The 14,419-nt window shown below is 64.4% G+C and carries 13 protein-coding genes; 5 read left to right on the top strand and 8 right to left on the bottom strand.

Annotated features, from left to right (window positions below):
• Positions 1-19 precede the first annotated feature (19 nt).
• The 3 genes from X742_RS160975 to X742_RS160985 are packed head-to-tail and all read right to left on the bottom strand — an operon-like array spanning position 20 to position 3,326.
• Entirely contained in the window at positions 20-799 is a 780-nt protein-coding gene (locus tag X742_RS160975) for an SDR family oxidoreductase (protein ID WP_023771153.1), read from the bottom strand.
• Positions 800-810: 11 nt separating this feature from the next.
• Positions 811-2,538: an IlvD/Edd family dehydratase gene (locus X742_RS160980; protein WP_023771152.1), complete on the bottom strand. Its 1,728-nt coding sequence runs from the start codon at positions 2,536-2,538 to the stop codon at positions 811-813.
• Positions 2,535-3,326, bottom strand: a complete 792-nt coding sequence (locus tag X742_RS160985; RefSeq protein WP_031247750.1) for a FadR/GntR family transcriptional regulator — start codon at positions 3,324-3,326, stop codon at positions 2,535-2,537. The genes X742_RS160980 and X742_RS160985 overlap by 4 nt, the downstream gene beginning before the upstream one ends.
• 61 nt (positions 3,327-3,387) lie before the next feature.
• On the opposite strand from X742_RS160985, the gene X742_RS160990 reads away from it, so the two are divergent.
• On the top strand, positions 3,388-4,317 hold the full coding sequence (locus X742_RS160990) for an aldose 1-epimerase (protein ID WP_023771150.1): 930 nt from the start codon (positions 3,388-3,390) through the stop codon (positions 4,315-4,317).
• A 179-nt stretch (positions 4,318-4,496) separates the two neighbouring features.
• Here the strand turns inward: X742_RS160990 and X742_RS160995 are convergent, their stop codons facing one another.
• Both X742_RS160995 and X742_RS161000 read right to left on the bottom strand, forming a co-directional pair.
• Positions 4,497-5,780 carry a D-tagatose-bisphosphate aldolase, class II, non-catalytic subunit gene (locus tag X742_RS160995; protein WP_023771149.1) on the bottom strand — a complete coding sequence of 428 codons (1,284 nt, stop codon included), beginning with the start codon at positions 5,778-5,780 and terminating at the stop codon, positions 4,497-4,499.
• A complete protein-coding gene (locus X742_RS161000) occupies positions 5,777-6,730 on the bottom strand; it encodes a sugar kinase (protein WP_023771148.1) in 954 nt (317 codons plus the stop codon). The genes X742_RS160995 and X742_RS161000 overlap by 4 nt, the downstream gene beginning before the upstream one ends.
• A 259-nt stretch (positions 6,731-6,989) precedes the next feature.
• On the opposite strand from X742_RS161000, the gene X742_RS161005 reads away from it, so the two are divergent.
• A complete protein-coding gene (locus tag X742_RS161005) occupies positions 6,990-8,024 on the top strand; it encodes a LacI family DNA-binding transcriptional regulator (RefSeq protein WP_023771147.1) in 1,035 nt (344 codons plus the stop codon).
• Here the strand turns inward: X742_RS161005 and X742_RS161010 are convergent.
• From X742_RS161010 to X742_RS161020, 3 genes are all read right to left on the bottom strand, one after another.
• Positions 8,012-8,965: an alpha/beta hydrolase gene (locus tag X742_RS161010; protein ID WP_023771146.1), complete on the bottom strand. Its 954-nt coding sequence runs from the start codon at positions 8,963-8,965 to the stop codon at positions 8,012-8,014. The two genes, X742_RS161005 and X742_RS161010, sit on opposite strands and share 13 nt — an antisense overlap.
• 77 nt (positions 8,966-9,042) lie before the next feature.
• Positions 9,043-10,191 (bottom strand): Gfo/Idh/MocA family oxidoreductase, encoded by a 1,149-nt coding sequence (locus X742_RS161015; protein WP_023771145.1) that lies wholly within the window; start codon positions 10,189-10,191, stop codon positions 9,043-9,045.
• A 264-nt stretch (positions 10,192-10,455) separates the two neighbouring features.
• A complete protein-coding gene (locus X742_RS161020; protein ID WP_023771144.1) occupies positions 10,456-11,217 on the bottom strand; it encodes a DeoR/GlpR family DNA-binding transcription regulator in 762 nt (253 codons plus the stop codon).
• Positions 11,218-11,379: 162 nt separating this feature from the next.
• Here X742_RS161020 and X742_RS161025 point away from each other — a divergent pair, with 162 nt between their 5' ends.
• The 3 genes from X742_RS161025 (at position 11,380) to X742_RS161035 (ending at position 14,368) form a co-directional block, all read left to right on the top strand.
• Entirely contained in the window at positions 11,380-12,180 is an 801-nt protein-coding gene (locus tag X742_RS161025) for a class I fructose-bisphosphate aldolase (protein WP_023771143.1), read from the top strand.
• A 3-nt stretch (positions 12,181-12,183) separates the two neighbouring features.
• The gene (locus X742_RS161030; RefSeq protein WP_023771142.1) at positions 12,184-13,134 is read left to right on the top strand and encodes a PfkB family carbohydrate kinase; all 951 of its coding nucleotides are present in this window, start codon (positions 12,184-12,186) and stop codon (positions 13,132-13,134) included.
• Between the two features lie 88 nt (positions 13,135-13,222).
• On the top strand, positions 13,223-14,368 hold the full coding sequence (locus X742_RS161035) for an ABC transporter ATP-binding protein (protein WP_023771141.1): 1,146 nt from the start codon (positions 13,223-13,225) through the stop codon (positions 14,366-14,368).
• Positions 14,369-14,419: the final 51 nt, after the last annotated feature.

Genomic DNA, 14,419 nt, shown 5'->3' with positions numbered 1-14,419 from the left:
CCCTAGAGGCCGTACGGGGTCACACCCAGCCGGCGTCAACGATGAACTGCTGGCTCGTGCACATCAGGCTGTCGTCGGCGGCGAGGAACAGCGCCATGCGCGCAATGTCGGATGGCTGCAGCCGGTCGGGCAGGCACTGCCGCTCCGTGATCTGGCGTTCGCCAGCGGGGTTCAGCCACAGCCGCATCTGGCGCTCGGTCATCACCCAGCCCGGCACCATGCAGTTGACGCGGATGCGCTCGGGGCCGAGTTCGCGGGCCAGCGCCCGCGTCATGCCATACACCGCCGCCTTTGCGGTCACATAGGCAGGGCAGTCGGGATCGCCGACCATCCAGGTGATGGAGCCGAAATTGATGATCGAGCCACCGCCATGCGCACTCATCTGTGGACGCACCGCCTGGGCGGCGAAGAACTGGTGGCGCAGATTGACCGCCATGCGGTCGTCCCAATAGGCCACCGTGACGTCCGTGGTCTGGTGGCGGTCGTCATTGCCGGCATTGTTGCACAGCGCCTGGATCGGGCCGTTGTGCCGCATCGCCTCGACGGTCGCCGTCTGCAACTGCTCTACATTGCGCAGGTCGCAGGGAATGAACAGCGGCGCGGCACGCCCTTCGGCCGCGATCGCATCGACCAGGCGCCGTGAAGGCTCCTCGGCCAGATCGACGAAGGCGACGCGGCTGCCTTGCGCGCAGAAATGGCGCACCAGGCTTTCGCCGATGCCGCTGCCGCCACCGGTTATGAACACGCTGCGGCCCTTGAGGCTGGGGTAGGTCGCGTAGCTGCCGATCTGATCAGTCATCGCGCGCCTCTCTAGTGGGAATGCCGGGGTATGCCGGCATCGCGCCGGCCGACGAGAAAGTCGAAGTCGCAGCCCTTGTCGGCCTGCAGCACGCGCTCGACATAGAGGCTCTGGTAGCCACCCTGCGGCGGCTCCGGCGGCTTCCAGTCACGGCGGCGGATCGCCAGCTCTTCATCCGAAACCAAAAGCTCGAGACGGCGGCCGGCGACGTCGAGCTCGATGAGATCGCCGTCGCGCACCAGGGCCAGCACACCACCGGCCGCGGCCTCCGGCGCAACATGCAGCACCACCGTGCCGTAGGCGGTACCGCTCATGCGCGCGTCCGAAATGCGCACCATGTCGGAGACGCCTTCTCTGAGCAGCTTGGCCGGCAGCGGCATGTTGCCGACCTCTGCCATCCCGGGATAACCGCGCGGTCCGCAATTCTTCAGCACCATCACCGAGGAGGCGTCGATATCCAGCTCCGGATCGTCGATGCGGGCATGGTAATGCTCGATGTTCTCGAAGACGACGGCCTTGCCACGATGCTGCATCAGTTCGGGCGTTGCCGCGGACGGCTTGATGACCGCGCCGTTGGGAGCCAGGTTGCCACGCAGGATCGAGATGCCGCCCTCCTTGGTCAGCGGCTCGCGCAGCGGCCGAATGACCTCACGGTTGTAGTTGGGCGCGCCGTCGATCAGTTCACCGATGGTCTTGGCGCTGACGGTCATGGCGTCGCGATGAAGAAGCCCCGCTTCATCAAGCGCCGCCATGACCGCAGCTAGCCCCCCGGCATAGTAGAAATCTTCCATCAGGAACCGACCCGACGGCATCAGGTCGACAATGGTTGGCACGCCGCGGCCAAGGCGGTCCCAGTCATCGAGGCCGAGATCGACACCGACCCGGTTGGCGATGGCGATCAGATGCAGCACCGCGTTGGTCGAGCCGCCGATCGCGCCATTGACGCGAATGGCATTCTCGAAGGCTTGCCTGGTAAGGATCCTTGCAATCGTCACGTCGCGGTGGACAAGATCGACGATCTGCCGTCCGGCCAACTGGGCAAGCACGCCTCGGCGCGAATCCACCGCCGGGATCGCGGCGTTGTCCGGCATGCCGATGCCGAGCGCTTCCACCATGCTGGCCATGGTCGAGGCGGTGCCCATCGTCATGCAGCTGCCGGCCGACCGGCTCTGGCCCTGTTCGGCGGCGAGGAAGTCGGCGACCAGCATGCGGCCAGCCTTGACCTCCTCGGCGAATTTCCAGACATGCGTGCCCGAGCCGATATCCTGTCCGCGGAACTTGCCGTTCAGCATCGGTCCACCGGAGACGGCGATGGTTGGCAGGTTGCACGAGGCAGCCCCCATCAAGAGCGCCGGCGTGGTCTTGTCGCAGCCAACAAGCAGGATGACGCCGTCGATCGGATTGCCGCGGATGGATTCCTCGACATCCATGCTGGCCAGGTTGCGAAACAGCATGGCGGTGGGGCGCATGTTGCTCTCGCCCAGCGACATGACAGGGAATTCCAGCGGCAGGCCGCCAGCCTCGTAGACGCCGCGCTTGACGTGATCGGCCAGCGCCCGCAGATGCGCATTGCACGGCGTCAGTTCCGACCAGGTGTTGCAGATGCCGATCACCGGCCGGCCGTCGAAAGCGTCGGCGGGAATGCCCTGGTTTTTCATCCAGCTGCGGTGCATGAAGGCGTTCTTGCCTTCACCGCCGAACCAGGCTTCGGACCGCAATTTGCGTTTGGTCTCGGTCACGATTGCAGGCCCCGCTCGTTGCGGCGTTTGTTGCGGTTCTCGACGCTGCGGCGCACGTCATCCTCGGCATTGTCGATGAGCACCAGCAATGCCTTTTGCGCGCCGGCGGCGTCGCCGGCGGCGATCTTCTCGGCGACTTCCCGGTGCAGCGGCAAGGAATGGCGCTGCCCTTCCGGATTGTCGTTGGAGAGGCGAAAGCTCATTACCAACGCGGTCTCGACCAGTGCGGCCAGCGAGCCGATCAGCTCGTTGCCGGTCATGCGCAATATGGTCTGGTGGAACACCAGATCGGGCTTGGCGAAGCGGTCGCCGTCGTCGCTCAGTGCTTCCATTTCGGCCAGCGCTGCGTGGATCTCGGCGATCTGCGCCGGCGTCGCGCGCTGCGCGGCAAGGGCCGCCGCCATCGGCTCGATGGCGCGGCGCAGTTCAAACAGCGCCCGCACATCCTCGGCACTGACCCCGCCGGCATAGCGCCAGGACAGGACGTCGGGGTCGAGGAAATTCCAGTCGGCGCGAGGACGCACCCGCGTGCCGGTCTTCGGCCGCGATTCGACCAGCCCCTTGCCCGCCAGCACCTTGATCGCCTCGCGCAGCACTGTGCGGCTGACCCCCAGCATCTCGCTGGAATCGTCGGCATTGGGCAGCGCCTCGCCGGGCTGGAAGTCGCCCTGCACGATGCGCAGCCCGATCTGCTCGACGACGGTGGCGTGCAGCGCGGTGGAACCGCTGGAAACCGCGACCGCGACCCGTGACGTGCGGACCGTGATGAACGATTTTCTATTCTTCATACTATTCATATGATATGTCTTATAACCGTGGCGATTGGAGTCAAGGGATTGGGGAGTGCCGATGACAGATAATTCCTTTGTGGCCGTCGCTCCGCACACGGAACTGGTCTCGATCAGTGATGGCATCGCGACCGTTGAAGTTGCTTCCGCCGCTGGTGGAGCGCTGGCTTCGTATCGATGGTGGCGGGATGGTTCCGCCGTGGATTGGCTGCGTCCGGCCGAGCCAACGGCCATCGGTCGCCGCGATCCCGGCGCCATGGCCTGCTTTCCGCTCGTGCCCTATTCCAACCGCATAAGGAATGGCCGCTTCGATTTCGCGGGACGCCCCATTCAATTGCCGACGGCCTCGGACGATCCACACCATGAGCACGGCCATGGCTGGCGTCACCCATGGACGGTCGTGAGCCATGAAGCGAGCATGATCGTCCTGCGCTATCGCCACGCCGCCGATTCCTGGCCGTGGAGCTATGAGGCAGAGCAAGCGATCTCCCTGGCCGACGGCAGGCTTTGCTTGACCATTGCCGTGCGCAACCTGTCGGACGCACCGATGCCGGTTGGCCTCGGTTTCCATCCTTATTTCCCGTCGACACAGTGGACGCATGTCCAGGCAGGGGTATCAGGCATGTGGGAAAACGATGCGGAGGTGCTGCCCATCCGCCATGTCCCGCCGCCCGTGGGGGCCCATCCATCCATCGGCTTTGACGTATCGGAAGTGGACTTCGATACGGTCTTCACCGGATGGACGCGCCGCGCCCGGATTACGTGGCCCGAACACGGACGGCAGCTGGACATCGAGGCCGAGGCGCCGATGGACTTCCTCGTCCTCTACACGCCGCCGGGCGAACCGTTCTTTTGCGCCGAGCCGGTCAGCAACATCACCGATGCTTTCAACCGGATGGGCGACAAGGAGATCGACACCGGCTGCATTGTGCTGGCCCCTGGCCAGAAACAATCCGCCAGCGTCCGCTTCATACCGTCGCTGGCTGTTTGATCTTCCGCGAGCGAGGCCTCAATCGTCACCCAGCGCAAATCGGTGCATTCGGCGATCGGGCCTTGCCGCCGAAGCGACCATAGCCGGAGCCCTTGACGCCGCCGCTGACGCGCAGCGCGGTCTGGAGTTGCGCCGTACCAACGGGCGCCCTGCTCCTGGTGCCGCAGCCATGACGGGGATCAGCCGGTAGCGCTGGCATAGATGTCGAGAACGTCCGTCACGCCTGCGATGAGGAGTTCCCTGGCCTTTGGCGTGACGGATCCGCTCGCCACCGCGCTATCGAGGCGGCCGAGATACTGGCTGATCAGGGGTGAGGGGATGTCACGCTCGCCCAGCGCCTGCATCAGCGCGTTCACGGCCTGCCGCGCCGCCGACGCGGGCCAGTAATAGCGGATGCGGTCGCTGTAGGAAAAATGCCGCTCGATCCGCTGCTCGGCCTCGGCGCCGTGATAGTAACTCTTCCAATTGCCGGGCGCCGCCAGCATGACGCGCTCCATGGCCGCCGGCAGACTTTCCCTCGATGGGTCGGGAACCAGAATGTCGGCGATGTGGCCCAAGCCGTAGAGGGCTTCGCGCAGCGCGAAGGTCAGCCATGGCCCGACCTTGAGTATGGCAAAACCGTCGTCGACCAGTGCGCTCAACGCCGCAGTGGGCTGGTAGTCGGTCGAGTGGGCCTCGAAGACGAATTGCGGCAGGTCTCGCAGCGTGCCAGCAAGCGCCCGGGCGCGTTCCGGCCGGTAGGCGATGACCTCGGCATTGCCGAATTCGACGCCCGGCTGCACGACGACGCCGATCGCCCGCGAGAAAGCTTGGTCGAGGCGGCGCCGGCTGAAGGCATCGCGGTGGATGCGAACCGTCTCACCCGCGGCCTCCGGTGTCGTCACCGCCAGATGGTCCATCGCCTCCTGTGCGCCGCCCGGCACCGGCACTTCCGTGCCGATGACATAGACAGGCCTGGTGCCGCCTGTTCGTTCAACCGCGGCCTCCGCCACCTCGGCCAGTTCGGCGGCGCGCGCGGCGATGGTGGCGTCGGGCGGTGCCGCACCTTCGCCGGCGCAGCCCATGCTGGCGTCCAGGTGGATCTTGGTGAAGCCGGCCTCGGCATAGGCATCCACCATGCGTGCGGCCTTTTCCATCGCCTCCGGCGCCGGCAGGTGCTTCCAAGGATTGGGGCCCAGATGGTCGCCGCCGAGCACCAGCCTGTCCAGGGGAAAGCCGGCCTTGCCGGCGATCGTCTCGACGAAGCGGCGGAACTCGCCCGGTGTCATGCCGGTATAGCCGCCCTCGTGGTTGACCTGGTTGCAGGTGGCCTCGATCAGCACGTCGGCGCCGCGCGCCTTGCCGTGGCGCAGCGCCGCTTCGACGACCAGCGGATGGGCCGAGCAGATCGAGGCGATGCCACAGCGTTCGCCGGCCGCACGGCGCGTGGCGATGCTAGCCAGTCGACCGGTCGCCTGGCTCATGCCGGTGCTCCGGTCCGGGCGGTCTCGATGAACGCCTCGACGGTGGCGAGCGAGGCGATGCCTTCCATTGGTCCCTTCTTCGTCACCGCCAGCGCGCCGCAGCCATTGGCTATTCGCAGCGCCTTCTCCGGTGCCTCTCCACGCAGCCAGAAGGAGACGAAGGCTGCGGCAAAGCAGTCTCCGGCGCCGGTCGGATCGATTTCCTCGACGACGAAGCCGGGTAAAGCCGTGCGCCCCGACTGGTCGTAGTGAACGGCGCCCTGCGCGCCCTTCTTGACGACGATAGTGGAGATGCCGCGGTCCAGCATTTCGCGTACCGCGCTTTCCTCGTCGGTTGCCTCGGCGAAGGTGAAGAGTTCCGCCCCGCTCGGCAGGAACACGTCGGTCTTTGACAACACGAAGTGCAAGGCGTCGCGCATGCCCGGTAGATCGAGCATCTCCTTGCGGATGTTGGGGTCGAAAGAGACGGTGCCGCCGCGCGTTTTGACGGCTTCGATGCCGTTGCGGGCAATTTCGATCACCTCGGGCGAGAACAGCGATGTACCCATGACGTGAAAATGGTCGGCGCCGGCCAGCAGCTCGCGCGCCTCCGCGCCCATCTCGATCAGGCCGGCGGCACTCTGCTTGATGTTGTAGACGAAGTGTCGGCTGCCATCGCTCTCATAGGTGACGAAGGCGGTTCCGGTCGCGGAGCCCTGATGGACGGTGATGGCCGAGATGTCGGCGCCGTCGGCACGCAGGCGCTCGATGTTCAGATGGCCGAAATCGTCGTCGCCCACTGCCGCGATCAGCCCCGCCGGCTGGCCGAGCCGCGCCGCCTGATCGATGAAGATGGCGGGAGCGCCTGACGGAAACGGGCCGACCAGCGGGCCGGGAGCGCGAAAACTCTGGCCGATCCGCTCGGCCATGATCTCGACCAGGATCTCGCCGGCACAAACCAGTTTCTTCATGTCCTCACCATCTGCCGGACGGACGGCCTCCCCTTTGGCCAGAACTTTCTTTGCCCGTGCATGTTCAAAACCTAAATTGTCGTTTTCGGAGCGTCAATAAATAATTTGACGTGCGCAATGCTTCTGCGTTGTACTGGAAACATGGAAATTTGACTGAATAAGATCGCTCAAGCAATGCTGCCTCACCGCGACGATCGCAAGACTGATTCTGGCCAGAGCGTTAAGGCTGGCATCGAGGATAAGGGGGCCTGAAACATAGATGGCGGAAAAGACCCACCGGACGATGGATGATTTCGCCAGGGCGTCCGGCGTTTCGCGACCGACCCTGTCGAAGTATTTCGACGATCCGGCCAGCGTGAAGCCGGCGACACGGGCGCGCATCGAGGCGGCGCTTAGTTCGTCCGACTATCAGCCGAATGTTTTTGCCCGGAACCTCAACCGCAAGCGCACCCGTAATGTCGGCATCGTCGTACCGGCGATCACCGATCCCTTCTACGCCGAGATGGTCAGCCGCATCGAACGGCGCTGTCGCGACGAAGGGTTTTGGCCGATCGTCATCTCCTCGCACGGTTCGCCGAAGCTGGAGGCGGAATCGGTCAGGACGCTGATGTCGCTGAAAGTAGCCGGCGCTATCGTCGCGCCCTTGGGCTTAGTCTCCGAACCCGGCGTCTTCGAACGAATGAGCGAGGACATCCCGATCGTCTATTTCGACACCTATATCGAAGGCGACACACCATTCGTCGGCAATGACAACCACCAGAGCACCTCGACCATCGTCGATTATCTCTGCCGGTCCGGCGAACCGCCTGTCTATGTCGACATCCCGCACGTCAACCACAATTCGGGCGAACGCCTGCAGAGCTATATCGACACGATGCAGGCCGCGGGCCTGGAGCCCACCGTTCTCAAGGCGGCGGGCGACTATAGCTGGGACTTCGAGCGCATCGGCCACGAATGGATGGACAGGACGCTCGAGAAAGGCGGTCTGCCGGCCCGCACGCTGCTCTGCGCCAATGACCGTCTCGCCTTCGGTGTGATGGCGGCCGCCTTTTCGCGCGGGCTGAAGATCGGCCGCCGTGCCGATTGCGATTTTCGGGTCGCCGCCCACGACGATCATCCGCTGAGCCGCTACACCTGTCCCGCGCTGACCACCATGGCACAGGACTTCGCCGCCATGGCCGGCCGCAGCGTCGAGATCCTGCTGGCGTTGCTGGACGAGGCCGATCCACCCGGCCATGATCTGGCGCGCAACGTCAAGCTTGGCGCGACCCTTGTGATGCGTCAGTCGGCCTGAGTGATCGGCTCCGGCGTCTGCAGGCGGAGCCAGGCCGCCGCCTCGCTTGCCGTTTGCCGCGCGGCCAGGATGTGGCGGCCCATCGAGACGAAGCCGTGGATCTGACCCGGCCAGTGTCGCAACACCAGCGGCACTCCGTCGGCGCGCAGGCGCTCGGCATAGGCCGTGCCTTCGTCGGCAAGGATGTCGTGGCCGGCGATCACGACGAAGGCCGGCGGTGCACCGGCGAGGCTGGAGGCCAGCAGCGGAGATACGCGCCAGTCCGCGATATCCTCGGGCGTTCGCACATAATGATCGCGGAACCAGGCCATGGTGGCGGAGGTGAGTCCGAAGCCGTCTCCGAAACGCCGGTAGCTGTCCGCCGTCTGGCGGGCATCGGTGTTGGGATAGATCAGGATCTGGGCGGCGAGCGGCGGCGCCAGCCTGTCGCGGGCAAGCAATGCCAGCACGGCGGCAACGTTGCCGCCGGCACTGTCGCCGGCGACGGCAATGCGGGTCGGGTCGATTCCGAGTCCTCCAGCAGCCATGAAGCGCAGCGCTGCGGCGCAATCCTCTAGCCCGGCGGGAAACTTGTGCTCCGGCGCCAGCCTGTAGTCGGGGCAGATGACGACGGCGTTGCCGAGATTGGCCAGCCAGCGGCAGATCTCGTCATGCGAGGAGAGATTGCCGATCACCCAGCCCCCACCGTGCAGATAGAGCACCGCGCGCGCCCCGGTCCGCGGCGCGCCGATACCGCGATGGATGCGGATCGTCACCGGGCCGTTCGGCCCGTCGATCTGCCGCTGCTCGGTTGCCGCGACTGGCTCGTGCTCGCCCTGCAGCGTCGGGAACGAAGCGTTGTACGTGGCCCGCGCCGCCGCGACACTGCCGTTCTCGAAGGGTTCGCCGCCGGCGGCAAGGCCGATTTCCAGGGCACGCAGCGCATCTGGGTCGAGCGTCATCGTTATCTCCGTCAAAGCAATTCCAGGAAAAGTGTGCAGCGGTTTTCCGTCCGGAATTGCGTGAAAACATGGAACGCTTAGGCGAGCAGGCCGCGCGCTTCGTCTTCGCCGAGCAGGGCCGGCTGGACGACGTCACCTGTCATGGCGACCGAACTTTTCGTCTCGCCCGAATGCAGGATCGCTTCCATGATCTCCAGCACATGCAGCGCCAGATTGCCGGAAGCGCGGGGCGTCGCGCCTGTCTGTAGCGAACGCACCAGGTCGGCGACGCCGAGCATGCGGTAGTTGGCACGGTCGGGCGCCGCGTAAGGCCAGTTGCGGGCGCCGTAGAGTTCGCCTTCGCTGGCGAAATCCTTCCAGTCGGCGCCGCGTTCCGACAGCGACACCGTGCCGCCGAACGTATCCGGGTCGGGCAACCGCAGCGAGCCTTCCGTGCCGTGCAGTTCGATTGGATGGTTGGAATGCCTGAAGACATCCCATGACGCGCCGAAAGTGACGGTCGCGCCGGAACGGAATTCGAGCAGCGACAGCACATTGGTCGGCGTGCCGACCTTGAATGTGGTGTTCTTGAACGGCCCTTCGGCCGATATCAGCCGTTCCTCCTGGCCCCTCGTCGCCATCGCCATGACGCGCGCGACCGGGCCGAGCAGGTTGACCAGCATCGTCAGATAGTAGGGACCCATGTCGAACACCGGGCCGCCGCCCGGCTGGTAGTAGAATTGCGGATTGGGATGCCAGTGTTCCATGCCGCGCCCCATCATGAAGGCGGTGCCGGTGACAGGGCTGCCGATGGCGCCCTCATCCATCAGGCGGCGCGCTTTGCGGCCGGCTGCGCCAAGGAAAGTGTCCGGAGCCGAGCCGAGCAGCAGGCCGCGTTTGGCCGCCTCCGCCACCAGACGGCGGCCATCGCTGGCCGAGGTTGCGAGCGGTTTTTCAGTGAAGACATGCTTTCCCGCCGAAAGGGCGGAGAATGAAATGTCGAAATGCGCCGCCGGAATGGTCAGGTTGAGGACGAGGTCGATCTGTGGATCGGCCAGCAGCGCATCGACGCCAAGGGGCCGGATGCCGTATTCCTTGGCCCGCAGCGCCGCCATCTCGGCTGAAATATCGGCGCAGGCGCGCAATTCGATGCCGCCGAAAAGCGCGGCATTGCGCAGGTAGGTCATCGAGATGTTGCCGCATCCGATGACACCGATGCCCAGTTTGGCTTCTGATTTTGCCTGCATTTTCCGTCTTACCTCCCAATGCGATCATCTGCCTGATCTCTCGCGACGGTGCCGGATCGCGCTCGAAATGGCTATACAACATTTTAAATATTGACGCGCGTAAAATTTTTATGGAACATGCGTAAATGCTGCCGGGGCATCGGGAGGCTGCTGGCCTTGGGAGGAGAAAATGACGGACATGAAAAACGGCCGATCGCGGGCGCCAAAGCCGGTGGGTCATCCGCGAGTCGGATATTTCGAGGGCGCCCAGCTACCGCGACGGGTTCAGGCATAGATCACCGTGGCCCCGATCCTATCAAGCTCGCTGCGTATTGTACCGGGCAGGCCATCGTCAGTGATCACCACATCGACGCCCGACAGCGAAAAGGCCTTGGAGGTCCCGCTGACGCCAAATTTGCTCGAATCCGCCAGGAGGACGACGCGCCGGGCCATGCGCACCAGGATTCGCTTCGTTCGCGCCATGTCTTCGTTCACGTCGACCACATCCAGTGACGAGTCGATCGCATGCGCTCCGACAAAGACCTGATGCGCTACCAAGCCGCCGAGAGCAGTGTCGGCATCGGTAATCAGCGTGCTCACCGTGTCTGGATAGACCCGGCCACCGATCATGTGAACGTCGAGCCCAGGCCGATGCATCAGATGCTGAACGATATTCATCGCCGTGGCCGCGACCACGACGTTGTTGAGCGGCGGTAACTGCATGGCAACCTGCATCAATGTCGAGCCGCCGTCGAAGATGACCGACTGGTTGTCCTGGAACAGCTCTACCGCTGCCCGGGCGATGCGTTTCTTCGCATCGAGGTTGGTTTGCATCCGGCGGGCGAACGCGGCCGTGGTCGAATCCGTGGTCCGGGTCACCGCCCCTCCACGGGTCTTGGTCAGCAGTCCCTTGCGGTCCAGTATCTCGAGGTCGGAGCGCACCGTGACTTCCGACACGCCAAAATCGTCTGACAGGTCCTTGATGCGAACCTGTCCGCTGCGTTGCACCTCACTCAGGATCGATTGGCGTCTCTGCTCTGACAACATTGCCTTGTCCCTGCCTCCATGTGCCAAGCAACCGCCCTGGCCTCGGCTCATTCTACCGAAAATACGCGAATTCGAAAGATTTCGAAAGATTGCATTTGTTCTTTCTTTCGAAAACACTGGGTCCAGCATTTGGAAATCAATCGACTGGAGAATTTTGCACTCATGAGCCTCGGAACCCAGGTGCGCCTTGCGCGCCTCTTCTCGCATCCATCGGGCAATCTTTTCGGCGGCGCGGTCGACCACTTTGTCGGCTATGGCGACGTGCGCAAAGGAGGTCTTGCCGATCTGCCGGGCGCCCTCGCTCGCGTCATGGTGGGCAAACCCGACTATGTCAGCATCCAGCCTGGCACAGCGCGCCATCTATGGCCGCAATACGCGGGCAAGGCCTGCCTGGTGATCCAGGCCGGCTGCTTCACCCCGGACGATCGCATCAGTGAGCTGATCGCAACGCCCGAGGATGCCGTGCGCGCCGGCGCCGATGCCTTGGCCGTGGCCATTCCGGTACGCGGCGCGACCGAGGGCAAATACATACGCTGGCTGACCGATTCGGTGAATGCAGCGGCCCGCTACGGCATGCCGGTAGTCGCGCATATCTACCCTCGCGATTTCACCGACGGGGCAAAAATCGTCTTCACTCCCGACGAGATCGCCTATGCGGCGCGCATCGGCTACGAGTCCGGCGTCGACGTGATCAAGATCGGTTACACGGGCGATTTCGAATCGTTCCGAGAGACCGTTCGGACCTGCCCGGTGCCGGTTGTGATCGCGGGTGGCCCGAAGACAGATACGCTGCTCGGCGCCCTCCAGCAGACGGCGGACGCCATCCGTGCCGGTGCGCGCGGTGCCGTGGTGGGCCGCAATCTCTGGGGGCATGGCGATCCGGAGAAGGCAGCGATTGCCTTTCGGGGCGTCATCCATGACGGCCTTTCGGCGCAAGACGCCCTGGCAAGGGCGGGTGCCTGAACGATGCCCGCCGTCCCTTCAATCCTCGGCTTCGGAGCTATTGCGATCGACGACATCGTCTATGTCGATCAGCCGTTGTCGGCGGGCAAGGGGAAGGTTCTGCAAAGCGCCCGGGCTTTCGGCGGAAATGTCGCGACGGCCCTTGCCGCCGTCGCGCGGCTCGGCGGCACCGCCGGGTTCGTCGGATGGCTGGGCAGTGCCGCGGACGATGCCGTGCTGTGCGATCTCGTAGCGAGCGGCGTTGAAACTGCATTCGCGCCGCGCCACCCGCACGCCCGCCCGGTGCGCTCGCGGATCACCGTCGGCTCGGATGGCGAGCGGTTCATCGCCTATGACGACGAAGCGATGCTGGGCACCGCTCCGGACTTTCCGGACGAGGTCCTCAGCCGCGCGACAGTCCTGATCATCGATAGTTACGCGATCCGGTCGCTGGATGTCCTGGCACGGGCTCGCGATCTCGGCCTTGCGATCCTCGGTGATATCGAATGGAGCGCCGGCCCGGCCACCGAGAGGCTGATCGCGCTCTGCGACCATCTCATTCTTCCCCTGGGCTTTGCACAGACCGCTACGGGCTGCAGATCGCCGGCCGAGATGCTCGATGCATTGTGGTTGCCGTCGCGGTCCGCCGTGGTTCTGACGGATGGCGGCAGGGGCGTCTACTACCGCGGACGCGACGAGGCAGGGCTTTGGCACTTGCCTCCGCACCGGGTTGCCGTCGTCGATTCGACCGGCGCCGGCGACTGCTTTCATGGCGCCTATGCGCATGCACTGGCGCGCGGAGCCGACACCGCGGGCCGGGTCGCGTTCGCGGCCGCGGCGGCGGCGCTGTCGATAACGGGTCGGGGCGGGCGCGAGGCGCTTCCGACCGACGCCCAGGTCACGGAATTATTGGCATCGGCGAACGCTCCGTCGGCGGTCGGGCTGAAATATGCGCGGCACGAGACCGGAACATAGGCTGGAAAGATCCGAGGAGACGTTTCGCAGGCAAAAAATGGCCACGAACAATCAAAAATCAGTGGCTTGGACTTGTGGAGGGAGGAAGATGGCAGAAGTCGTTCTTGAGAATATCTGCAAGACCTACGGGAACAATTTTCGAGCGATCGATCAATTGAACCTGGCGGTCGAGGACGGCGAGTTCTTGATTCTCGTCGGGCCGTCGGGCTGCGGCAAATCCACCGCGTTGCGAATGATCGCGGGATTGGAGGACATCACCAGCGGCAGCCTGCGGATCGGCGGCGTCGACGTCGTCGATATGCCGCCAAAGGACCGCGACATCGCGATGGTCTTCCAGAGCTACGCGCTCTACCCGCATATGACGGTATTTGAAAACATCGCCTTTTCGATGCGGCTGGCAGGCAAGCCGAAGGCCGAGCGCAAGAAGCGCGTCGACGAGATCGCCAAAACCCTTCAGCTAACGTCGCTGCTGGACAGCAAACCCGCGAACCTTTCAGGCGGACAGCGTCAAAGGGTTGCCATGGGCCGTGCCATGGTGCGCGAGCCGGCGGCCTTTCTCATGGACGAGCCGCTTTCCAATCTGGACGCGAAGCTGCGTGTTCAAATGCGCGCCGAAATCACCAGCCTGCAAAAGCAGCTCGGCGTCACGACCATATACGTGACCCACGACCAAATCGAAGCGATGACGATGGGGGACAGGGTCGCGGTGTTGAAAGGCGGTGTGCTGCAGCAGGTCGACACACCCAAGAGGCTCTATGAATCACCGGTGAACGCCTTCGTTGCCGGCTTCATCGGCTCTCCTTCGATGAACCTTTTCGAGGCCACGCTGAAGGGCGACGAACTGACGTCCGCCGCCTTCGCCATCCGGCTGCAGGAGGCAGCCTTCGTGCGCAGGCCGGGCTTGCGGTCTTATGCCGGGCGCAAGGTCGTGTTCGGGATCCGGCCGGAGGATCTCTATGACAGCAGTCTCGACTCCGGGCGCAAGTATCAGACGATACCGGCAAAGGTGACCTCGATCGAGGAACTCGGCTCCGAACAGATTGTCCACCTGAACATCGACGCGGTCCGGGTGGACTCCGGCGATCCGGACGCGGTGGACGATTTTGGCCTGGCATCGAACGCGGTGGCGAGGTTCGAGCCAATCAGCGCCGTCCGCTCAGGCTCGGAAATCCGGTTGGCGGTGGATGATGCCAAGTTCCATTTCTTCGATCCCGAGACGCATCTGGCGATCTGAAGAACCCCGGCAAGGCCCGCAGGCGAGGGCGAGGCGCCTGCGTAAGAAGAC

It is taken from the genome of Mesorhizobium sp. LNHC229A00 (genome assembly GCF_000502415.1).
In the GTDB taxonomy this organism is placed as follows: Bacteria; Pseudomonadota; Alphaproteobacteria; order Rhizobiales; family Rhizobiaceae; genus Mesorhizobium.
The sequence above is the reverse complement of the archived record's forward strand: the minus strand, read 5'-3'. Positions and strand labels throughout refer to the sequence as shown.